The sequence below is a fragment of the Mycobacteroides abscessus ATCC 19977 genome (genome assembly GCF_000069185.1).
Taxonomy (GTDB): Bacteria; Actinomycetota; Actinomycetes; order Mycobacteriales; family Mycobacteriaceae; genus Mycobacterium; species Mycobacterium abscessus.
The window spans coordinates 4,082,194-4,103,761 of sequence record NC_010397.1 but is presented as its reverse complement, the minus strand read 5'-3'; the positions used below and the strand labels follow the sequence as shown (position 1 = coordinate 4,103,761).

The window sequence follows — 21,568 nt, the reverse complement described above, 5'->3', positions numbered from 1 at the left end:
AAGGACACTCAGCAGGGACTAGACGCGGCGTGCAAGACTGTCTCGCGTGACCTTCCGAAGCCCGCTGCCAGACGTTTCGATTCCCGACTGCTCTGTCTACGAGTACGTGTTCGGTGACACAGGTGCAGAAGACAGCCGCATCGCGCTGATCGACGGGCTCACCGGCGCTCAGACCACCCTCGGCGAGCTGCGTTCTCAGATTGACGCGACGGCGGCCGGGCTGGCCGAACGCGGGTTCGGCATCGGAGATGTCGCGGCGGTATTCCTGCCCAACTGCTCGGCCTTCGCCGTGGTGCTGCACGGCATCCTGCGCGCCGGCGGCACTGCCAGCACGGTCAACGTGTTGTACACCGCCGAGGAACTGGCCAAACAGCTGATCGACTCCAAGGCTCAGCTCATCTTCACGGTGTCGCCGTTGCTGTCGCGCGCACTCGAGGCCGCGGAGATCGCGGGGATCGACGCCGCCGGCGTGATCACCGTCGACCCTGTGGAAGGACGACTGTCGCTGGCCGACATCGCCCGGCCCGACCTCGCGCCGCCGCAGGTAACCTTTGATCCGGCAACGCATCTGGCAGTGCTTCCGTATTCCTCGGGAACCACCGGCAAGGCCAAGGGCGTCATGCTCACCCATCACAACCTGGTGGCCAATATCGCCCAGGCCAAGCACCTCTACGGGGTGCAGCGCGGCGACCGGGTGCTGGCAGTCCTGCCGTTCTTCCACATCTACGGACTGGTGGTGCTGCTCAATGTGCAGCTGAAGCTGGGAGCAGAGCTGGTGATTCTGCCGCGCTTCGAGCTCGATACCTTCCTGGGCTCCATCGCCAATTACCGCGTGGATCATGTCTTCGTGGCACCACCGGTCGCCGTTGTGCTGGCCAAGCACCCCGATGTCGACAAGTACGACGTGTCCTGCCTGCGCTCGGTATTTTCGGGTGCTGCTCCGCTGGATGAGCAGCTGGGCAATGCCGTCGCCGCACGCCTCAACTGCCGCGTGAGCCAGGGGTACGGCATGACCGAGTTGAGCCCCGTCAGCCACCTCATCCCGCCCGACCGTCCCGATATCCCCCTGAACTCAGTGGGTATCCCGGTGCCGAACTCGGAGAACAAGATCATCGACACCGAGACCGGTGACGAGATCGAGATTCCCGCCGAGGGAGAGAGCGCACCCGGGGAGCTGCTGGTACGGGGCCCCAACGTGATGGCCGGATACCTCGGCAACGAGGAAGCCACCGCCGCGACGATCGAGCCCGACGGGTTCCTGCACACCGGCGATATCGCGGTCGTGCGCGCCGATGGCGTGGTGACGATCGTGGACAGGCTCAAGGAGCTCATCAAGTACAAGGGCTACCAGGTGCCGCCCGCGGAGTTGGAGGCACTGCTGCTGACCCACCCGGGTATCGGCGACGCCGCAGTGATCGGAGTGCCCGATCCGTCCAGCGGTGAGATCCCCAAGGCCTTTGTGGTGCGTACCGACGATGACCTCACCGATGAGGCTGTGATGGCCTTTGTCGAGCAGAAGGTGGCTCCGCACAAGCGGATTCGTCAGGTCGAGTTCATCGACGCGATTCCCAAGAGTGCGGCGGGCAAGATCTTGCGCAAGGACCTGCGCGCCCGTATCTAACCTTCCGGAATTTCGGTGGTGAGGTGTCGGGCCCAGATGGCACCCTGGACCGCATGGGTCATGTGTACGGGGAGATCGACGACAAACTCGCTCGGTGGCTGACCGAGCAGCCGGTGTACTTCGTGGGTACCGCGCCGAGCGGCTCCGACGGGCATGTCAACGTCTCCCCGAAGGGGATGGCAGGCACTTTTGCGGTGCTGGGTCCCCGCCAGGTGGGCTATCTGGACTATTTCGGTAGCGGCGCGGAGACCATCGCGCATGTGCGAGACAACGGGCGCATCGTCCTGATGTTCTGTTCATTCGACAAGCGCTGCCGCATTATTCGGCTACACGGCCGGGCGCGTGTGGTGCAGTTCAACGAGCCCGAATACCCGCGACTGCGTACAAGTTTTTCCAAGGAGCTCGAAAAAGGCGCTCGTTCAATAATTTTGGTTGACGTGACACGAGTGGCCGATTCGTGTGGGTACTCGGTTCCGCTGATGGACTTCGTGGGTCATCGCGACGTGTATGAAAAGCATGTCGAGAGGGTGCCCGAAGAAAAGATGACCCTGCAGAGTGCGCTGGAGACCAATGGCAGCTCGATCGATGGGCTGCCCGCACTGCGTTAGCCGTTGCGCGGGACGACTAACCCGACATTAATCTCGCCGCACCCTTGACAAGCGGGCAGGCGTGCCACACTCTTGGTTTACGTTTATGCGTCATGCGTAAGCGGTAAGCGAAGGGTGATGCCAATGACGGCACCCGACGTGGGAATCTACCCGCGCCGACGTCCGAAGGTCAGCTACGGAGCGAGCGCGGTGGTGACCGGTGCGGGCAGCGGGATCGGCCGCGCCTTCGCGCAGACACTCGCCGCTCGTGGCGGCCGCGTCGTTTGTGCCGATATCGATGTGGGGCGAGCGCAGGAGACCGTTGACATCATCGGCGGTGGCAAAGCCCACGCGGTGCCCTGCGACGTCACTTCGTACGAGCAGGTGGCCGAGCTTGCGCGCGTGGCGACGAGCTGGCTGCGACAGCCTGCTGACCTGGTGATCAACAACGCCGGGATCGGCACCGGCGGGCTGCCGGTGGGCGCGATGTCGATGTCGGACTGGGAAGGCACCCTGGCCATCAACCTGTGGGGCGTCATACACGGCTGCCAGGTGTTCACGCCGCTGCTGCGCGAGCAACGTTTCGGCGGCATCATCAACGTGGCGTCGGCCGCGAGCTTCGCCGCCGCGCCGCTGATGGCTGCCTACAACGTAAGCAAGGCTGGAGTGCTGACGCTCTCGGAGACGCTGTCCGCCGAGCTGAGTGGGTCGGGCGTCAAGGTCACCGTACTGTGCCCCACGTTCGTCAAGACCAACATTGTCAACGACGGGCGTATCAGCGGTTCGGCCAGTGGCCTGGCCGCCTCGATGATGAAGTACACCGGCGTCTCGCCGGAGCGGATCGCGCGCGGCACGCTCGACGCCCACGATCGTGGCCGGTTCTACGTGGTGCCGCAGCTCGACGCCAAGCTGGTGTGGCACCTCAAACGACACATCCCCAATCCCTATCGGTGGGGGGCCGGTCTGATCGGACGGCTGATGCCGACGGCGGTCGAGGCCAAGGAACTACTCGGAGCGGATGTGCGGTGATATGACCCTGCATACGGACGTCGCCATCATCGGGGCCGGCTTCACGGGGCTGAGCGTAGCCGCCGCGCTCAAGCGCTCCGGTGTGCACAACTTTGTAGTGCTCGATCGTCGGTCGGCGGCGTCGAGCGAGGAATGGCGCGGCGATACCGTTCGGCTGTTCGCCCTGGCCAAGCACCTACATTCGGGGCACGAAGCGGCAGCCCTGGCCTACGATGCCGCCGATGAGCGGTGGACTATCAAAGTCGCTGGGGGAGAAGACCTGTCCGTGAGATCGGTGGTACTGGCCACCGGGTCGCGGACTGCAGGAGACCCGACGGTTCCCGGTATCGAGGCCTATACCGGGGTCGTCATGCGTGGCCAGGATTTCAGGGACGTGGACCTGGCCGGTAAGCGGGTAGCTGTGGTCGGCAACGGCGCCGCCGCAGCTACCCTGCTTCCCGAGATCGTGCGAGAAGCGGCTTCGGTCAAGCTGTTCCAGAGCTCGCCCGATTGGGTACTGCCGCGCCAAGGTGGGCGAATCGTACGTCTGCTGGAGGGTGTGCCGGTTGTCCGCGAGGCAACCCGGCAGGCCTGGTTCGCCGGACGCCGTCCGCAACGCAGGGGCATCATGGAGCTGCTGGCGCGCATCCACCTGCGTCGGCATGTCGATGATCCCTGGGTCCGGCGCCAGCTGACCCCGCTGCCGCTGACCGGGCGCCCCAACGTGGTGATCGCCGATGAGTTCTACACAGCGTTACAAGCGCCCAACTGCAAGCTCATCACCTGGCCCATCGCGCGGTGCAGCGCCCGCGGCATCCGCACTGCCGAGGGGATCGAACATCACTGCGACGTCATCATTTTCGCGTCGGCGCCCGATGACGCGGGTGCATCGCAGATTCCGGTGACCGGCGACGGCGGCCAACCGCTGCCCGAGTCCGACGAGATCTCAGTGGCCGGTTTCCCCAATCTGTTCCTGGCGGACCCGCCTCCTTGGCAGCCCGGCAGAGACGCGGTACAGCGAATACGTGGCCGCGTGCACCGGGTGGCCGCGCGGGTACAAGGAACGGTGCGGCCCGAAACCAGCATCGGGGTGCTACCGGCGTCGCGGTTGACCAGGGCAACAGTCGCGCTGGCGGCAATGGGGCTGCGGCCGTTGATCGAAAGAGTCCCCATGAGTCGTCTGGGGGTGGCAGCCTCACGGCGGTTGGTGGCCACCGCCATGACTGCGGGCAGCCCCATGCCCACGAACGTGCGGATCGACCGGGTCAGAGAGCAAGGCCTGCGCGGGGAGTGGGTACACGCACCCGACAGTGACCGTGATGGCCCCGTCATCTTCTACATCCACGGCAGCGGATACGTGGTGTGCTCGTCGCGGACGCATCGGCGTCTGGTGGCCCGATTGTCGCAGGCCTCCGGGCTTCCCGCCTTCAGTCTCGACTACCGGTTGGCGCCCGAGCATCCCTTCCCCGCGGCTGCCGACGATGTACGTGCGGCGTACCAGTGGCTTCTGTCCACGGGGCATGCGGCTAAAGATATTGTGATCGCCGCCGATTCGGCGGGTGGCCATCTCGCGGTCGATCTCATCGCCGAGAACCACCGAATGGGCGTGGCGCAGCCGGGCGCCCTGGTGTTGTTCTCGCCGCTTGCCGATCTGACGCTAGGGCTGTCGGCCGAACGTGAACGTGATGCCCCCGACCCGATCATCTCGGCTGCGGCGGCCCGGCGGCTCGTCGACTGCTACACCGCGGCGCAGCCTGTGGATTCGCCGCGGCTGAGACTTGCGCTGGGGCCGGGCGTGATGTTGCCGCCCACTCTCATTCAAGTCGGCGGTCGCGAAATGATGGTCGCCGACGCCGAGCACCTCGAGCTGATGATCACGCGTGCCGGTGGCGCCTGTGAGCTGCAGGTGTGGCCCGGCCAGGTGCACGTGTTCCAGGCACTGCCCCGCTTCAGTTCCGAGGCGACCGCGGCAGTCCGTGAGGCCGCGCGCTTCATCACGGCGACCCTGGCCGCGCGATCGGAACTGACCGCCGAGCAGTCCGCATAAGACAGTTCTACAAGGAGGAAGAGCAATGGCGCTCGTACTGGAAGAGACTCTGCAGACCGTCAAGGACAAGCAGTGGGCACTGGCGGATGTCGATTGGGATGCCCCCGGAGCCGAGACGATCAGTCCCGAGCTATGGCCCAAACTCAAGAGTTTCATGGCCGACTTGGTGTGGATAGAGAATATCGGCGCCCGCGGGTTCGCGGCCCTGGCCAAGAAGGCTCCAGATCCCACGCTCGCCGAGATCTATCGGTACTTTCACGCCGAAGAACAGAAGCACGCCAATGCCGAACTTGCCTTGATGCGCCGGTGGGGCATGCTGGAAAAGGATGAGATTCCGGAACCAAACATCAATGTGCGGTTGGCCATCGAGTGGTTGGACAAGTACTCGGACGGTCTCTCTCTCACCGTGCTGGGCACCGTCATTCCGTTACTGGAGGTAGCCCTCGATGGGGCGCTGCTGAAGTTCCTTCTGGAAGAGGTCCAGGATCCGGTGTGCCATCAGGCATTCCGGCACATCAACTCCGACGAATCCCGGCATCTGGCGGTCGATTTCCATGTTCTGGACATGATGGGGCACGGCAATCTGCGGCGCGTTGTCATCGAGAACGTCGCAACGGTGATCAACCCGTCGCTGCTCCTGGGCCTGCTCCTCGGCCTTGGCACCGGTATTCCGCTGATCAATCGGATCAAGGGCAATCTGATCGGAATGGGCCTGCGCGAACAGCGCCTCTACGACGCGATGCTGCGCTTCATCAATGTCGGTGACCGCGGCGACGGCAAGCGACTCCTGGTGTACCAGGTGCTCAAGAGCGGCGCCAAGCTCATCACCGACCCGGACAACCGGTTCCACCGGCCGTACCACGCGTTGGCCAACTCCATGGTGCGGCTCTCGGACCATTACCCGCGCAAGCGACTGGCCCAACAGCCCTCCTGGTCAAAGGAATTGACCTACGAGGCCACGGCATGAGCGCGCGGCGGCGCAAGACGAATGGGCCCGACCGCCGTGTTGATCACGAAGTGGTGATCATCGGTGCCGGGCTGTCCGGTATCGGGGTGGCCCGCGACTTGTTGCGGGCCGGCGTCAGCGATATCACCATCTTCGAGCGGGCCGCGGCCGTCGGTGGCACCTGGCGGGACAACGTGTATCCCGGCATCGGCGTTGATGTCCCGGCGCAGGCATATCAATTCCGGGATGCATGCAACCCCGAATGGTCCCGGTTCTATGCCAAGGGCCCCGAGGTACTGGCATATATCGAGCGGTTGACCGACGACTTCGGCGTACGTGCGCTGATTCGCTTCAACAGTGAAGTAGGGGAGCGCCATTGGGACGATGACGCCGATCTTTGGCGCATGAAGGTGAACGGCAAGGACGTGACCGCACGATTCGTCGTCGTCGCGGCGGGACCGTTCCCGGAGCCCAAACCGGCCGAGCTACCGGGGCTCGACGACTTCGCGGGCACCATCCTGAAATCGGCGTCCTGGGATCAGCGCGTCGACCTGGCGGGCAAGCGGGTCGCCATCATCGGCACCGGGGCCAGCGCCGTACAGATCATTCCCGAGATCGCCCGCGAGGTCGGTCGCCTCGACGTCTATCAGCGCACGCCGATCTGGATCTTCCCCAAGTTCGATCCCACCACTCCGAGGGCCGTCAAGACCTTCTTTCGCCGGGTCCCCCTGGCGCAGCGGCTGCTGCAGGAGGGGTTGGAACTCGTTTATGCCGGGGTGCTGGTCTACGGCGTCATGTACTACGCGAACGTCAAGATCGTCCCGCAGGCGGTGTCCAGCTTCCTGCGCAACGTGACCTACCGGATGGCGGTACCGGATAAGGAGCTTCGCGCCAAACTCACCCCGGACTACGACTTCGGCTGCAAGCGGCCCGCGGTCTCCAGTTCGTACTTGCAGACCTTCACTAGAGACAATGTCGACCTGATCACCGATCCGATCGAGACGATCACCCGGACGGGCATCCGCACCCGCGGCGGTGCCCAGCGCGATATCGATGTGCTGGTGCTCGCGACCGGTTTCCGGCTGTTCTATGACCCCCAGATCTACCGCGATACCCCGGTCACCGGGCGCGACGGCTTTGACCTGGGCGACTTCTATGCGCATCAGTTGCCGCAGAGCTATCACGGCATCTCCATACCCGGGTTGCCCAATTACTTCCAGGTGTTCGGGCACTACGGATGGACCGGCGGCACCTGGCACAGCGTCGTGGATACCGCGGGCGCGCACATCAGCCGCGTGATCGCCCAGGCGCAGCGCCTGGGCGCGACCGATGTCGAAGTGCGCCGGCAGGCGGCGGCGGACTGGACAGCGCAGGTACGGGGCCGGTACGCCACCTCGTTATTTCAGGTCGGCAACTGTGCTACCGCCAACAGCTACTACTTCGACCACAACGGCGAGTCCGCGTACATCCGGCCGATGTCCACGCAGGCCGCGCGGCGCTCGTCGCGCACCTTCCCGCTCCATGACTATGCGTTCGAGGGGCACGCCGAGCCGGAGCGGGCGGCGGCTGTGGCGAACAAGGCAGTTGTCTAGTCCGGGGCGGGGGTGCCCGGGTGTTCAGGGCCAGCGCGAGTAGACACCGCGATGCGTCGACAATCGGCGGGATAAGGTAACGCTCATGAGCGGCGAGACCTCCAGTAAGACAAACGGAGCCACCCTGATCCTGCTGCGCCACGGCGAGAGCCAGTGGAACGCCAAGAACCTGTTCACCGGCTGGGTCGATGTCGACCTGACGGAAAAGGGCAGGTCCGAGGCACAGCGCGGTGGTGAGCTGCTGGCTCAGCAGGGTCTGCTGCCCGACATTCTGTTCACCTCGCTGCTGCGTCGCGCCATCAATACCGCGCATCTGGCTCTCGACACCGCCGACCGGCTGTGGATTCCGGTGGTGCGGGACTGGCGCCTCAACGAGCGGCACTACGGCGCGCTGCAGGGTTTGGACAAGGCGGAAACCAAGGCCAAATATGGCGAAGAGCAGTTCATGGCGTGGCGCCGCAGCTATGACACCCCGCCCCCACCCATCGAGCGGGGCAGCCACTACAGCCAGGATCAGGATCCGCGCTACGCCGATATCGACGGTGGGCCGCTGACCGAATGTCTGGCCGACGTGGTGGCGCGATTCGTGCCGTACTACGAAGAGGCCATTGTGCCGGAGCTGCGTGCGGGCAAGACAGTGCTCGTTGCCGCGCATGGCAATTCGCTGCGCGCGCTGGTCAAATATCTCGACGGGATCTCCGACGAGGAGATTGTCGGTCTGAACATTCCCACCGGCATTCCGTTGCGGTACGACCTCGACGAAAACCTCAAGCCGGTCACTCCTGGCGGGGTCTACCTGGATCCGGAGGCTGCGGCCGCCGGCGCGGCCGCGGTAGCCAACCAGGGTGCAAAATAACCTCATCGCGAGTCCGGCCCCACCAGAAGGTCGCCAATCGGCGAATACTCGGTGAACTCAGGCCTAACACCTGTGCCGGAATATGTGACTTGCTCGGCATTTAGCCGCACGCTGCTGGGGTGACGTTCACCGAATGCGTACGCTTTTCGCGTGACCGCCGCATCGGCCCTTCTCGTCGCGACCGCTGCGCTCGCGGCGCTTGCTGTGGGCGCGGCGCTGGGCGTGTGGTACTCGCGCCGCGCATCGACCCATCGAAATGCTTCCGAAGTAGCCCAGACCGGCCTGACGGTCTCCCAGATGCTGGAGCGCATCGTCGCCATCTCGCCGACCGGGATTGTCGTCGTCGACAAGCACCAGGACGTGGTCCTGGTCAATGCCCGGGCCCGCGAGCTCGGCCTGGTGCGCGACCGTCAGCTCGACGGGCAGGCATGGAACGCCGCCCAGCGGACCCTGGCCACCGGTGAGGCCGTCGAAGTGGACCTGACCACCAAGCCGAGGGCGCCGGGTCGCGCGGGATTCTCGCTGCGCGGTCACGTGCGCCGGCTGTCCGATGCCGACACCCGCTGGGTGGTCATCTACGTCGACGACGACTCCGAGCATGTGCGTATGGAGGCCACCCGTCGCGATTTCGTGGCCAATGTCAGTCATGAGCTCAAGACGCCGGTCGGGGCGATGGGGGTGCTCGCCGAGGCACTGCTGGAATCCTCCGACGACCCCGAGACGGTGCGCCACTTCGGCGAGCAGGTGCTGGCCGAATCACGCCGTCTGGGCAACATGGTCACCGAACTCATCGCGCTATCACGGCTACAGGGGGCCGAAAAGCTGCCCGATCTGGAGGTCGTCGACGTCGACTTCGTGGTATCTGAGGCGTTGAGCCGGTCCAAGGTGGCCGCCGAGAACGCCGATATCGCGGTCACCACCGACGCACCCAGCGGATTTGAGGTGCGCGGCGACCCCACGCTACTCATCACCGCGATCAGCAACCTGGTCGCCAATGCGATCGCCTACTCGCCGCAGGGTTCACCGGTATCGATCAGCCGGCGCCGCCGCGGCGACAAGGTCGAGATCGCGGTGACCGACCGGGGCATCGGGATCGCCAAGGAACACCAGGAACGCGTATTCGAACGGTTCTTCCGGGTGGATAAGGCGCGCTCGCGCGATACCGGAGGCACCGGGCTGGGGCTGGCGATCGTCAAGCACGTCGCCGCCAACCACAACGGCGTCATCAAACTCTGGAGTCAGCCGGGTACGGGATCGACCTTCACGCTGTCGCTGCCCGTATACGAGGACGATGTAGACGATGACGATGCCGAAGACACCCAGGCCGATTCACCAACCGGCGACACCACACCTCGCAAAGACGCGACTAACCATCCCCCACGACCCCATGGTCTACCCGCCAGCGGATCATCGAAAGCTGACGGGCTTCTGACCAGCACATCCCCGGCCGATGGTCTTCGCATCGGCTCATCCCCGGCCGATGGTCTTCGCATCGGCTCATCCCCGGCCGATGGTCTTCGCATCGGCTCATCCCCGGCCGATGGTCTTCGCATCGGCTCATCCCAAGTACCGCCCAGCCGCTTACGCGAAGAGCACAAAGCGACTACACGAGAGGAACATGTACGTCGATGACCAGTGTCTTGATTGTTGAGGACGAAGACTCGCTGGCCGATCCACTGGCCTTCCTACTGCGCAAGGAGGGGTTCGAGGCGACCATCGTGAACGACGGCCCCTCCGCGCTCGCCGAATTCGAGCGCGCCGGCGCCGATATCGTGCTGTTGGACCTCATGCTGCCCGGCATGAGCGGCACCGATGTCTGTAAGCAGCTGCGCGCCAAGTCCAGCGTTCCGGTGATCATGGTGACCGCGCGCGACAGCGAGATCGACAAGGTCGTCGGGCTGGAGCTGGGTGCCGACGATTACGTGACCAAGCCGTATTCGGCGCGCGAGCTCATCGCCCGCATTCGTGCGGTGCTGCGCCGCGGATCGGATTCCGAGGAGACGGCCTCCGGTGACGGGGTGTTGGAGGCAGGACCGGTGCGCATGGATGTCGATCGGCACACCGTCTCCGTGAATGGCGAGGCAATTACTTTGCCGCTCAAGGAGTTCGACCTCCTGGAATACCTGATCCGCAACAGCGGCCGGGTGCTCACCCGCGGGCAGCTGATCGACAGGGTGTGGGGTGCGGACTACGTGGGCGACACCAAGACCCTCGACGTGCATGTCAAGCGGCTGCGTTCGAAGATCGAGGCGGATCCGGCGAACCCGGTCCACTTGGTGACGGTGCGCGGGCTGGGCTACAAGCTGGAAGGCTGAGTCTGCTGAGTCTGACCGGATAGGCGTTTACACTCGGACGGCAACGAGGCGCTCACATCTGCGCGCCGCAGTCAGGTCGGACACGTCGATGGAGCAGCTAGTGGCGCAGGAGCCCCCTCGCCGAGGACGGCCCCCGGTGTCCGGGCTTGCCGACAGACGGCGTCAACAGATCGTCGACGCCGCATTCGCGGCCTTCACCGAAAACGGTTACGAGCAGACCAGCATGTCCGATATCGCGACCCGGGCAGGTATGGGGCAGGGCACGGTCTACCGGTACGTCGAGAGTAAGCGCGAGGTGCTCGACCTGGTTTTTGACTACGGCGTGGAGCGGCTCGTCGACACCTTGGCGCTCGACGATTTTCTCGAAGTGGTCGGTGGTACGGCCGGCATCGAAGAACGAAACGACATCATCATGGAGGGCGGCCGGCGCCTCTACGCGCTGGTCGATCAGGAGCCCGCGCTGCTGAAACTTCTCACCGTTCAGTCCGCGGCGGCCGACAAGGAACTCAAGCAGCGCGTCCTTGGCATTCAGTCGATGCTCGATTCGTACGTGCAACGTGGCCTGGAATCCGGCCGCCGGGCCGGCTGGCTACCGGAGGACGCACACAACCAGGCGGTGCTGGCGCGTCTGCTGCCGGCACTGGTCTTGCCCGGCTTTCTGCTCGCCCAAAGCCGACACGACAATCCCAGTACCCGAGAGCGTTTCGTCACCACTGCGTCGCTGATCGCGGAGAAGGGAATCCTGCGTGACGGTGTGGTCCTGGAGCCGGGAGAGGGCCGCGTCGCGGGGGAAACCGTTGACTCGGTGCATGTTCCATTGCCGGCCGCGGCCGACCGGCGCAACGAACTCCTCGATGCCGCGCTCACATGCTTCCTGTCCGACGGGTATCACGCGGTCGGCGTGAACGAGATCGTAGAAAAACTCGGGGTCAGCCACGGCACGTTCTACAACTACTACCAAAACAAGCGCGACCTGCTCGACGCACTGATGGTGCGGGAGTTCTCGGCCATGGAACCCGCGCTGTCGCGCTCGGTTGCCCGGCTCGATGCGCGTCGAGACATAGAACATGCTCTTGCACAAGGATTTAGGAATGCGCTGGAGGCGGTGGCGGCCCGGTTACCGGCGCTGATCTTCGTGTGCACCGAGGCCGCCGGGGTAGATCCGGAAGCGCTGCAGTCCATCATTCAGTTCTTCCGCTTCGCGTCGGTGCGCAGTGAGCAGTCGGTGTTCTCGATGATCGGCGCGGACCGGATCAACCCGGCGATGGACACGGAATTCCTGGGGCAGGCCTTCGTATCGTTGCTGGTCGGTGCCGTCACGCTGGTCGTCGATGACGACGGGCGCACCGACCGTGTCGACGAGTACGCACAAGCCATCACGCAGTTTTTGCTCTATGGTCTGAACCCAGTGCCATAGGACGGCGCGGGAACAAAGGAGCACTCCCATCGGCGAACCGGTTGACGACGAGGTCAACGCAACCCGGGCAGGTGTGCCGTTGCGTGCGAAGAGGGCGGCCGCACTGGGCAAGGTGGTTGCCGGTCACGCCGTTCGCTCGGCGATAACCACAGCCATCAAGCCGGTCTCCGCGGACGTGGCCGCCCGGCGGGACGCCGATATCCTGCGGTTCGCCGACGATCTGGTGGCTGTCGCGGGTTCGATGAAGGGTGCCGCCCAGAAGCTGGGTCAACTGCTGTCCGTCGTGGATGTGGGCATTACCTCGGCATCGGTGCGGGATGAGTTCACGGCGCGGCTGGCGCCGCTATTCGACAATGCGCCAAGGGTTCCCGACGCGACTATGCATGCTGCCCTGGAAGGTGAGCTGGGCAGTCTGCGGTCCCGGATCGCGGATATCGAGACGGGCGCGATCGCCTCGGCCTCGATTGGACAGGTGTATCGCGGGCGCCTTGACGACGGGCGGACGGTCGCGATCAAGATCCAATATCCGGATATTGCGGCCAAGGTCCGCGCGGATCTGAAAAACCTTCAGCTGATCACAAAACTCGCGGCCAAGAAGATGCCGGCGAGCAATACCCAGGCCATTGTCGCCGAGGTGCAGCGGCAGATGATCAAGGAAGTCGACTACCGCACCGAGTTGGTGCATCACCAGCGCATGTTCGAGACGTTCTGCGGGCATCCGGTATGCCGTATCCCGGCACCGATTTCAGAACTGTGTACCGAGCACGTGCTGGTCACCGAGTATCTCGACGGGGTGCCCTTCGACCATCTCACCGATGAGGATCAGCCGGTACGCGACCGGGTAGGGGAGGCGATTTACCGCTTCTACTGCGGGGAGATGTACCGGACGGGTTTCTTCTGCGCCGACCCGCATCCCGGCAACATCATGCTGCTACCCGACGGGCGCGTTGGATTCGTGGACTTCGGGCTGTGCACGGATATGGATCCGTACGACGCCGAGGTACAGCGCAAGGTGTTTCGGGCGCTGCTCACCGGGGACGACGACGGGGCGTTCGAACTCGCCGTGGCGGCGGGCTTCCTGGCCGACCCGGCATCCATGGAACGCGGCGCCGCCATCGAATACATCCGCGCGGTCAGTAGCTGGCATCTCGTCGACGGAAGCCTGCGGATGACCCCTGATATCGCTCGGCGTTCGGTCGCCGACGCGGTGCTGCCCTCGTCAAGGTTCTACGACGGCATTCGGAACCAGCGTTTGGTGGAGACGCACGCGATGGCGCGGCGCACCGAGATGTGCGTGGCCGCGCTACTCGGCAAGCTCGGCGCCGAGGCGCCCTGGTCGGCTATCGCGCGCGAATATCTTGATCTGGCGGACACCGTCACCCCCATGGGTGCTGACATAGAAATCTGGTCTCAACAGCGATAACAGCCATTCAGGCGCGAGTGGAAAAGCCTTCTTGTATTTTAGTGAATGGCATGTCAGTCTGTTAAACATCCGTTCGTGTTCGAGATCACCGAGGAGCGCCGATGACGGCCAATGTGGTGCCGCTGCATGTGGAGCGCGTGGAGCCTGTGCGCTCCGAACGAGGGTCGCTGACTGTGCCGCTGCGGCTCGGGCGATTGGCCGTACGCGCCGTCGCCTATCCGGTAATTGCGCTGTGGGCGCGATTCCCGGCTTTGCCATGGCCGTATCGCGTTGTTGACTTGGCAGCCGCGGTGCTCCGGCCCGTGCGGGGAGTACGCCGATCACGGGTCCGGCTGAGGAACTGCGAGGCCGAGCTCATGTCTCGCGCTGACGGTCCGTCGAACGGCGCGATGCTCTACCTGCACGGCGGCGCATTTGTGGTCGGGGGCCTGAATTCGCATCGTCGACTGGTCTCGCGCATCGTCACGACGGCCGGCGTGACCTCACTTGCCGTCAACTACCGCAAGCTGCCGGCCCATCCCGTTTCCGCGGCCGTAGAGGACGCCCTCGACGGCTTCCGGCTGCTCACCGAGATGGGTTATCGGCCATCGGAGATCGTCATTGCGGGAGATTCCGCCGGAGGCTTCCTCAGTCTGGTCACCAGCCTGATCGCACAACGTCGCGGATATGGCGCGCCGGGCGCCTTGGTGTGCATATCGCCACTGGTACAACGTGACCCAGCGGGCAAGCTCGTGCTCGCCGCGCAGTCCAATGACCCGCTGTTCCCGGAATCGGCGCTGATCGCCATGGAGCGCCTCATGCTGTCCGCCGAGAAGACCACCGCCGGACTAGAGGTTCTGGACAGCTTCGTTGAGGGCTGTCTACCCACGTTGGCATGCTTGCCGCCGACTCTCTTTCAGGTGGGCAGCGACGAGATCCTACGCCCTGATACCGAATTCGCGGCCGCCCGGTTGTCCGAGGCTGGAGTGCCCGTCGAACTGCAGATATGGAGGAACCAGGTGCACGTGTTCCAGATCGCCGCCGATGTGCTCGGCGACGCGAGGACTGCCGTCGGTGAGATCGCGGACTTCGTCGGGGCGCATGTCGGAGGGCGGTCCGCATGAAATTCACAGAGATTCCGATGGACGGCGCGGTCGCGTTGGTCACTGGCGGTGCCCGAGGTATCGGGCTGGCCATCGCCCATCGGCTGGCAGATATGGGTGCCCGAGTAATGATCGCCGACCTGGACGGCGCCGCCGCGAAGGAGGCCGCACGTGAAGTCGGTTCGGGCGCGCGGGGTTTCTTTCTGGACGTGACCGAGTTCGACGAGTATCTGCGAGTGGTGACCGAGATCGAGGACTCCATCGGGCCCGTCGACATCGTGGTGAACAACGCGGGGATCATGCCGGTCGGCCCGTTACTCGGAGAGTCCCGTGGGGTGGCCGAGGCGACAATGCGCGTCAACTTCTGGAGCCACTACAACTCTTATCAGGTGCTGGCGCCGCGGATGGTCGACCGGGGTAGAGGGCATTTCATCAACGTGACGTCGGCGGCCGGCGCCATTCACTCGCCTGGACTGGCTAGCTACGTCGCCTCCAAACATGCCGCCACCGGATTCGCGCGCAGTGCTCGCGAGGAACTCGTTGGCACCGGTGTAACCATCTCGACCGTCATGCCCTCGGCCGTTCGCACGCAACTGGTCGACGGAATCCCCTTCAAATGGTGGGAGAAGCTGGGCATCATCCCGCCGGGATGGGTGGCGCGCGATGCGGTCAGGACCGTGCGTAACCGCCCGGCGGTGGTCGGTTCCCCGAGGGGTACGGTCCTAGCGCTTCGGTTGCAGCACCTCGTACCCGAGTGGCTCTGGTTGCTCGGCAGGCGAGTTGTCAATGCCGACAGAACGGTTGGCCCGGTGGACCGGCAGGCGCGCAGCGAGTACGACGGCCGTATCGAGCGCCAGGTCGAGGCGGCACGATGAATCCCGAGCACGAAACCGTCATCATCGGCGCGGGGATAGGTGGGCTGGGTGCCGCCATAGGTCTGAAGCGCGCCGGTCTGACCGACTTCGTCATCCTCGAGCGTTCCGCCGGGATCGGTGGGACCTGGTACAACAACCACTATCCCGATGTGGCTGTGGATGTTCCCGGGATCGTGTACCAATTCTCGTTCGCGAAGAATCCCAATTGGTCGCGCACCTTTCCGAAGGGGCGAGAGGTGCAGCAGTACATCGCGGGGCTGGTGGATCAGTACCGGTTGAACGACCATCTCCGCTTGGGGCATGAGGTCATGGCGCGGGTATGGGATGAGGACAATCACCTGTGGCGACTGACCCTCGCCGATGGCCGTGTGATCACATCCCGATTCGTCATCACCGCTGTCGGTGCCTTCGTCGAGCCCAAGGTGCCGGACATAGCAGGCTTGGAGTCGTTCGGCGGCAAGGTTATCCAGACCCAGAACTGGGATCACGACTACGACCTGTCCGGCAAGCGGATTGCCGTCATCGGTACGGGCGCTACGTCTGTTCAGCTCATTCCCCAAATGGCGCGGGTGGCATCGCATCTGGACGTCTATCAGCGCCGTGCCATCTGGGTTTTCGCCAAGCCTGATTTTCCGATACCGCGCGCCGCCCGCTGGGCGCTGAAGTACATTCCTGGTCTACAGTCGCTGATCCGGGGAATAGCCGCGGCTGCGGTGGAAGTCGGGTTGGTGGCAATCACCGTGTACGGCAAGCAGATAGCGCCGATAACCCTCATCCCAAACTGGGCGTGCCGTGCCTTCCTCTTCACTCAAGTGCGTGACCGCGAGCTACGCAAGAAACTGACACCCGAGTACGGATTCGGATGTAAGCGTCCCAGTGTCTCGAATATCTACTATCGGACCTTCACCCAGCCGCACGTGGATCTGGTGACCGATCCGATCGCCGAGATCACGCCGACGGGAATTGTCACCCGAGACGGAGTGCGCCGCGATATCGACGTGCTGGTGCTCGCGACGGGGTTCGAAATGTCACAAAGCCCTGAGGTGTATCGCGCCCGCCCCGTCAAGGGGCGCAACGGCTTCGACCTCGCGGACTACTACGAGAACAATCGTGCCCGGGCCTACGAGGGTGTCACGATGCCCCAGTTGCCCAACACCTTCATGGTCTTTGGACCATTCGCCTGGAGCGGCAGCTCCTGGCACGTCATGGTGGAGAACGCCACGCGTATCGCGGTGCGGGTCATCACCGAGGCGCGCAAGCGAGGGGCCACGGCGTTCGCGGTGACGGAAGAGGCCAATAACAGATTCTTTGAGTTCATCGCGCCCAAGGCCGAGTCGACGCTCATGCATGGCCGTGCCTGCGTCAACGCCAACTCGTACTACATCGACCGCCACGGCGACTTCTCATTCCTGCGGCCCACCACGGCGTACCAGTCGACGCGAGCCAGCAAGCGTTTTCCGCTGGACGACTTCCGTTTTGACCGGTTACCCGAGCCGAAGAGCCCGCAGCTGGCCGAGACCGCCACCACGCGGTCGAACTAACCGATATTTCGAAGGGGACACGTGTCCATGCCGTTGTTGTTCTGGGTCGCCGCCGTGCTGGTGGTCATCGGCGGCGTGTTGGCGGCAGTGGCGTTGGCTGCGTTGGCATCCGGGAGTGGGGGGCCGCAGCGGTTCGCCGTGCCCGCCTCCGTGCCGGACGTCGACGAGTATTTCGACAAGGGTGCCACCTGGGCCACGGTCGTAGAGACCACGGTGCCAGCTTCCGCCGAGCAGATTTGGCAACGGCTCAGTGCGGGTGGTTATTTCGGTTCAGTACCCTTCGTCACTGGGCCGCAGATCATAGGCCTCGACATGAGCTATCGCGCAGTGCTCATCGCGCTGAGCGAGCGCGTCGTCCGTCACAACCCGGCGCGGGAGCTCGTCGCGGTGGGAACAGGGTTGTCGATCCCGCTGTTCCTCACCTCGTTTGCGGAGCGATGGGTGCTCGTGCCGGCACCTTCGGGCACCACCGTGCGGTGGACGGTGGCCTTCACACCCCAATGGATAGGTTGGTTCCCGTTGCGTTGGACCGCTTTTGCGATCCGTCCATTCATGTCGATCCTTCTCAAGAGGGCAATGCGTTGAGCGAAGCATTCACCTCCCGCAGCCGGCTATCGGACGCTGAACCTGGCCGGTTGATCGCAGAGCTGACCAGACTGGACCGAACCGATCCCGCCCGTGTCGACGAACTCACCTGGCAATGGCTCGACGAGCTAGGCAAAGCGGGAGATGTCACGACACTGGAGGCCATCTTCCTGATGGGAGCCCCGCTGGTACAGCGGGCCGGGCTTACCCAGGCCAGGTATCTGGCCAGTCCGTACGGCCGATTCGTCGATTCGTTGCTGCGCTGGGGACTCACCCGCTGGTGGCAAGGCCATCGTTTCTACGACGAGGGCCGACGCGGCATCTCGAACACACCGCGACAGTTTCGTTGGGTTTGGCGGCTGCTCTTCCCCGGGTATCCGCGTCCGTCCGGATGCCGGGGCGAAGAGGTATTCGATTTTCGCGCCGTGACCGTCGCCGATGCCAAGCGCCCAGAGCATCGAGTGACGTTGTTGGACTGGCATCTTCCCGCCGGCAAGATGAACCGCTGGATTACCGCACTCGCGCGTCCCGTGATCCGATGGTTCGTGTGGGATCTGACCAGGAGCGAATTGGTCGGTCTCGTGGGCGGACGGGTCATCCTGGCCAGGATTCCGGTACGGATTCCCTTCACGCGCCGCTGGCGTACCACGACTTTCTATATGCACCGATGGTTGACCGATGACCCGTCATCGCCATCGCACCAAGTATCAGCCAATTGTCCTTCCCGGACGTCGAGTGAGGAGCTCCAATGACGGCATCAATTCCCGACCACCACGTCGTCGTGATCGGCTCGGGGGTCGGAGGCCTGTGCGCCGGTGTGCGTCTCAAACAGGCGGGGATCGAAGACTTCGTCATCATCGACCGGGCGGCGGACCTGGGGGGTACCTGGCGGGACAATGTATACCCGGGAATCGCGGTGGATATCCCGTCGGTGATCTACCAGTACTCCTTCTTCCGTAATCCCCACTGGTCGAGGGTGTTTGCCCCGGGCGACGAGGTTCAGGCCTACCACCAGCGCGTCGCCGAGAACTTCGGTCTGCGTCCGCATTTCCGGTTCGGCGTGGACGTGCGTAGTGAGGAATGGGATGAAGGGCAGCACCACTGGCGGCTGAACCTCGCGGACGGTTCGGTGATGACGGCCCGGTTCGTGATTTCGGCAATCGGTCCCTTCTTCGACCCGAAGGAATCCGGCATCAAGGGGATCGAGAGTTTTAAGGGCACTCGGGTGACACCGTCCCAGTGGCTACCCGAACACGACGTGCGCGGCAAGCGGGTGGCCGTGATCGGTACCGGTGCAACCGGTGTGCAGCTGTCGGGCGCCATCGCTGACGACACCGCGTCACTGGTGGTGTTCCAGAGGACGCCGGTCTATTGCATACCCAAGCCGGACTTTCGGATCCCCGCGATAGCTCAATGGGCGCTGCGTATCCCAGGCCTGACCGCCGCGATCGAGTGGGGTGCTCTGGTGGGTGGGAGTGTAGGTCTGTGGTTCCTCATCAACACGCCCGGTGTGGTCATGAGGCCGCTGATGCGCTTGTTCGACAGGGCGGGGCGCGCACTGTACGGGGCTTATCTACGTGCGGTGGTCAAGGACGCACGGGTGGCGAGAGATCTGTTGCCCTCTTTCGGTCCGCTGGGCAACCGGCCGACCCTGAACTCAGCCTTCCCGCGCGTCTTCAACAAGCCGCACTGCGACCTGGTGACCACCCCCATCGACGAAGTGGTGCCCGAGGGCGTGCGAACCACCGATGGAACCGTGTATGAGGCTGACTTCCTCATCACCGCAACGGGTTTTGATCTGTTCTCCGAGCCGGCCTCCTACAAGCGGGGGCGGGTGATAGGAGCGGAGGGCCGCGACCTCGGCGATTTCTTCAACACCCACGGCATGCAGGCGTACGAGAGTGTCTCTATCACCGGGTTCCCGAACCGCTGGATCATTGTGGGTCCGTACTCATGGACGGGCAACGGCGGTTGGCACGGACTCGCGGACACCGCGGTCACTCATATTGTCCGTGCCATCTCGTTGGCGCGTGAGCGTCATGCCACGCGTATGGAAGTACGGCAAGAAGCGCTCGATCGCTTCCATCAGAGCATGTTGCGTAACGGCCGGAACTTGAAGTACTACTTCACCGAGCTCAACCGGGGCGTGCGTTCGTACTGGAAGAATGCTGACGACGATGTTCCGCTGCTGCGTCCGACCACCACGCTGCAGGCGCGCAGAGCAGCGAGAAATTTCCCGGCTATGGACTACGTCTACGAGCAGCACGCCACGAATTCCACGGCGGCCGTGGTTCATTCACAGGCAACTGTCTGACCGTGAGTTGGCCGATGCTTGCCCCCACGTGCCCGATCCCGGTAGCCGACGACTCGGCGTTCGAATCGGCCGCCATCGTGCTGCGCACATCCCACACGTTCGATGCGCCCGTCGGCCAGGTGTGGGCCGCTCTGGATAGCGACCATGCGTGGTCGTGGCTTCCCTTCGGATGTGGTGTGCGCTACGACGAGCCGGACCGTCGTGCCGGTATGGAGCGAGAGATGGGCACGGTATCGGCTCCGTGGCGCTTTCTGTGGATTCAGCGGGAAAGATTCTGGCGATATGACCCGCCGCATCGCATCACCTACTCTGCGGTGGCCGGGACATGGCCGCTGCTGAAGCTGTGGGCCGAGGACTATGTACTGACCGGCACTCCCGATGGCTGTGTGCTGGAGTGGACCGTCGCGATAACCCCACGCTTCGTCTCATGGATGCCGCTGCGCTGGCTACAGCCGCTGCTGCGTGCGGTGTTCACCTGGGGAATGCGGCCCGGCCTGCGGTCGCTCATCGAGCTCCTGGATGGCCCGGGCCGCACACCCGGTAACCGCTAGCGGCCCTGCACCCGGCGGTTCGTCTCCACTCGCTCAGCATCCGGCCAAATAGCTTTGGCCGCAGGCGAGTCACAGAACACAGGGGAGTCCTGCCAGTCCATATCGATCGCCCCCAAGCCCGCCTGCTTGTGCACCATGCAGCTCGCGGTGAGCACCTTGCGGGTGTTGAGGTCGACCTCTTCGGTGGTCATCGTCAGGGTGATGATGTGGGTGTATCCGGCCGCGGTGGGCAGGTAGAAATCGAGATCGCGGCTGGAGAAGGCGCCGCTGTTGACCACCACGTAGCCGTCCCCGCTGGGATAGATGGCCTGTCCGAACATCTGAATCCGTTCGAAGTGCGTGGTCTGCTTTTCGGCCCGCCACACCGAAAATCGGGTATTCACCGCACCATTCATGACACGGGTAGACATCGGAATGATCATCTCGTCCCGGCCGTCGCCGTCGATGTCCTGTAGGCCGACAGGCGAGGGGCTGGTCGGCTCCAGCAGCTCGTTGACCTCTTGCAACGTGTTGCCGGAGGCGTCCCTGATGGTGACCCGCACCGACAACGGTGGGTAGCCCGGAGCGTCGTTGTTGTCGGGTAACGGTTTCCAATACACGACGTCGAAGGTGATCCCGGTGCCATCGGCCGCGGTCAGCCGGCAGTCCGTATGCGCCATCGTGCTTTCCGGGACAATCATCGTGGTGCGGCTGGCACAGGGCGGTAGCGCCGCCCGTGCCGTGGCTACCGGATGAATCACCTGTGCCGACGCCAGGAGGGCAGTCGCGGCGATACCCGCGCGCAGGCCACGCAGACGGTGGGACACGA

The 21,568-nt window shown here is 64.2% G+C and carries 19 protein-coding genes; 18 read left to right on the top strand and 1 reads right to left on the bottom strand.

Annotated elements, in window-relative coordinates:
* Positions 1-46 precede the first annotated feature (46 nt).
* From MAB_RS20565 to MAB_RS20480, 18 genes are all read left to right on the top strand, one after another.
* Positions 47-1,621, top strand: coding sequence for an AMP-binding protein (locus MAB_RS20565; protein ID WP_005094785.1), 1,575 nt, complete (start codon positions 47-49; stop codon positions 1,619-1,621).
* A 53-nt stretch (positions 1,622-1,674) separates the two neighbouring features.
* Entirely contained in the window at positions 1,675-2,229 is a 555-nt protein-coding gene (locus MAB_RS20560; protein ID WP_005094783.1) for a pyridoxamine 5'-phosphate oxidase family protein, read from the top strand.
* Between the two features lie 123 nt (positions 2,230-2,352).
* The gene (locus MAB_RS20555) at positions 2,353-3,237 is read left to right on the top strand and encodes an SDR family NAD(P)-dependent oxidoreductase (RefSeq protein ID WP_005112168.1); all 885 of its coding nucleotides are present in this window, start codon (positions 2,353-2,355) and stop codon (positions 3,235-3,237) included.
* Positions 3,227-5,263: an alpha/beta hydrolase fold domain-containing protein gene (locus MAB_RS20550; RefSeq protein WP_005098458.1), complete on the top strand. Its 2,037-nt coding sequence runs from the start codon at positions 3,227-3,229 to the stop codon at positions 5,261-5,263. The genes MAB_RS20555 and MAB_RS20550 overlap by 11 nt, the downstream gene beginning before the upstream one ends.
* Before the next feature lie 25 nt (positions 5,264-5,288).
* Entirely contained in the window at positions 5,289-6,230 is a 942-nt protein-coding gene (locus MAB_RS20545) for a hypothetical protein (RefSeq protein WP_005094778.1), read from the top strand.
* Positions 6,227-7,801 carry a flavin-containing monooxygenase gene (locus MAB_RS20540; protein WP_005085973.1) on the top strand — a complete coding sequence of 525 codons (1,575 nt, stop codon included), beginning with the start codon at positions 6,227-6,229 and terminating at the stop codon, positions 7,799-7,801. Before MAB_RS20545 ends, MAB_RS20540 begins: the two co-directional genes overlap by 4 nt.
* A gap of 85 nt (positions 7,802-7,886) precedes the next feature.
* Entirely contained in the window at positions 7,887-8,657 is a 771-nt protein-coding gene (locus MAB_RS20535; protein WP_005071158.1) for a phosphoglyceromutase, read from the top strand.
* Between the two features lie 150 nt (positions 8,658-8,807).
* The gene (locus MAB_RS20530; RefSeq protein ID WP_005112166.1) at positions 8,808-10,289 is read left to right on the top strand and encodes a sensor histidine kinase; all 1,482 of its coding nucleotides are present in this window, start codon (positions 8,808-8,810) and stop codon (positions 10,287-10,289) included.
* Positions 10,286-10,972: a response regulator transcription factor gene (locus MAB_RS20525; RefSeq protein WP_005062021.1), complete on the top strand. Its 687-nt coding sequence runs from the start codon at positions 10,286-10,288 to the stop codon at positions 10,970-10,972. Before MAB_RS20530 ends, MAB_RS20525 begins: the two co-directional genes overlap by 4 nt.
* A 136-nt stretch (positions 10,973-11,108) precedes the next feature.
* The gene (locus MAB_RS20520; protein ID WP_005112164.1) at positions 11,109-12,389 is read left to right on the top strand and encodes a TetR/AcrR family transcriptional regulator; all 1,281 of its coding nucleotides are present in this window, start codon (positions 11,109-11,111) and stop codon (positions 12,387-12,389) included.
* A 73-nt stretch (positions 12,390-12,462) separates the two neighbouring features.
* Positions 12,463-13,812 carry an ABC1 kinase family protein gene (locus MAB_RS20515; RefSeq protein WP_005112162.1) on the top strand — a complete coding sequence of 450 codons (1,350 nt, stop codon included), beginning with the start codon at positions 12,463-12,465 and terminating at the stop codon, positions 13,810-13,812.
* A 101-nt stretch (positions 13,813-13,913) separates the two neighbouring features.
* Positions 13,914-14,915, top strand: coding sequence for an alpha/beta hydrolase fold domain-containing protein (locus MAB_RS20510; protein WP_005085977.1), 1,002 nt, complete (start codon positions 13,914-13,916; stop codon positions 14,913-14,915).
* Positions 14,912-15,769, top strand: coding sequence for an SDR family NAD(P)-dependent oxidoreductase (locus MAB_RS20505; protein WP_005094770.1), 858 nt, complete (start codon positions 14,912-14,914; stop codon positions 15,767-15,769). Before MAB_RS20510 ends, MAB_RS20505 begins: the two co-directional genes overlap by 4 nt.
* Positions 15,766-17,310: a flavin-containing monooxygenase gene (locus MAB_RS20500; protein ID WP_005112160.1), complete on the top strand. Its 1,545-nt coding sequence runs from the start codon at positions 15,766-15,768 to the stop codon at positions 17,308-17,310. Before MAB_RS20505 ends, MAB_RS20500 begins: the two co-directional genes overlap by 4 nt.
* A 27-nt stretch (positions 17,311-17,337) precedes the next feature.
* Entirely contained in the window at positions 17,338-17,895 is a 558-nt protein-coding gene (locus MAB_RS20495; protein WP_005116030.1) for an SRPBCC family protein, read from the top strand.
* A gap of 50 nt (positions 17,896-17,945) precedes the next feature.
* Positions 17,946-18,647 (top strand): hypothetical protein, encoded by a 702-nt coding sequence (locus MAB_RS20490; RefSeq protein ID WP_005085981.1) that lies wholly within the window; start codon positions 17,946-17,948, stop codon positions 18,645-18,647.
* Positions 18,644-20,209 (top strand): flavin-containing monooxygenase, encoded by a 1,566-nt coding sequence (locus MAB_RS20485; RefSeq protein WP_005086236.1) that lies wholly within the window; start codon positions 18,644-18,646, stop codon positions 20,207-20,209. Before MAB_RS20490 ends, MAB_RS20485 begins: the two co-directional genes overlap by 4 nt.
* Positions 20,210-20,223: 14 nt before the next feature.
* Entirely contained in the window at positions 20,224-20,760 is a 537-nt protein-coding gene (locus tag MAB_RS20480; RefSeq protein ID WP_005071139.1) for an SRPBCC family protein, read from the top strand.
* Here MAB_RS20480 and MAB_RS20475 read toward each other — a convergent pair.
* Entirely contained in the window at positions 20,757-21,566 is an 810-nt protein-coding gene (locus tag MAB_RS20475) for a hypothetical protein (RefSeq protein WP_005071137.1), read from the bottom strand. The two genes, MAB_RS20480 and MAB_RS20475, sit on opposite strands and share 4 nt — an antisense overlap.
* Between the last annotated feature and the right edge of the window lie 2 nt (positions 21,567-21,568).

Excerpts from the sequence above, each read along its gene's own strand:
- MAB_RS20540 (WP_005085973.1), top strand. The coding sequence starts at position 6,227 with ATGAGCGCGCGGCGGCGCAAGACGAATGGGCCCGACCGCCGTGTTGAT.
- MAB_RS20510 (WP_005085977.1), top strand. The coding sequence starts at position 13,914 with ATGACGGCCAATGTGGTGCCGCTGCATGTGGAGCGCGTGGAGCCTGTG.
- MAB_RS20500 (WP_005112160.1), top strand. The coding sequence starts at position 15,766 with ATGAATCCCGAGCACGAAACCGTCATCATCGGCGCGGGGATAGGTGGG.
- MAB_RS20550 (WP_005098458.1), top strand. The coding sequence starts at position 3,227 with ATGTGCGGTGATATGACCCTGCATACGGACGTCGCCATCATCGGGGCC.
- MAB_RS20505 (WP_005094770.1), top strand. The coding sequence starts at position 14,912 with ATGAAATTCACAGAGATTCCGATGGACGGCGCGGTCGCGTTGGTCACT.
- MAB_RS20555 (WP_005112168.1), top strand. The coding sequence starts at position 2,353 with ATGACGGCACCCGACGTGGGAATCTACCCGCGCCGACGTCCGAAGGTC.
- MAB_RS20545 (WP_005094778.1), top strand. The coding sequence starts at position 5,289 with ATGGCGCTCGTACTGGAAGAGACTCTGCAGACCGTCAAGGACAAGCAG.
- MAB_RS20485 (WP_005086236.1), top strand. The coding sequence starts at position 18,644 with ATGACGGCATCAATTCCCGACCACCACGTCGTCGTGATCGGCTCGGGG.
- MAB_RS20495 (WP_005116030.1), top strand. The coding sequence starts at position 17,338 with ATGCCGTTGTTGTTCTGGGTCGCCGCCGTGCTGGTGGTCATCGGCGGC.
- MAB_RS20560 (WP_005094783.1), top strand. The coding sequence starts at position 1,675 with ATGGGTCATGTGTACGGGGAGATCGACGACAAACTCGCTCGGTGGCTG.
- MAB_RS20480 (WP_005071139.1), top strand. The coding sequence starts at position 20,224 with ATGCTTGCCCCCACGTGCCCGATCCCGGTAGCCGACGACTCGGCGTTC.
- MAB_RS20525 (WP_005062021.1), top strand. The coding sequence starts at position 10,286 with ATGACCAGTGTCTTGATTGTTGAGGACGAAGACTCGCTGGCCGATCCA.
- MAB_RS20535 (WP_005071158.1), top strand. The coding sequence starts at position 7,887 with ATGAGCGGCGAGACCTCCAGTAAGACAAACGGAGCCACCCTGATCCTG.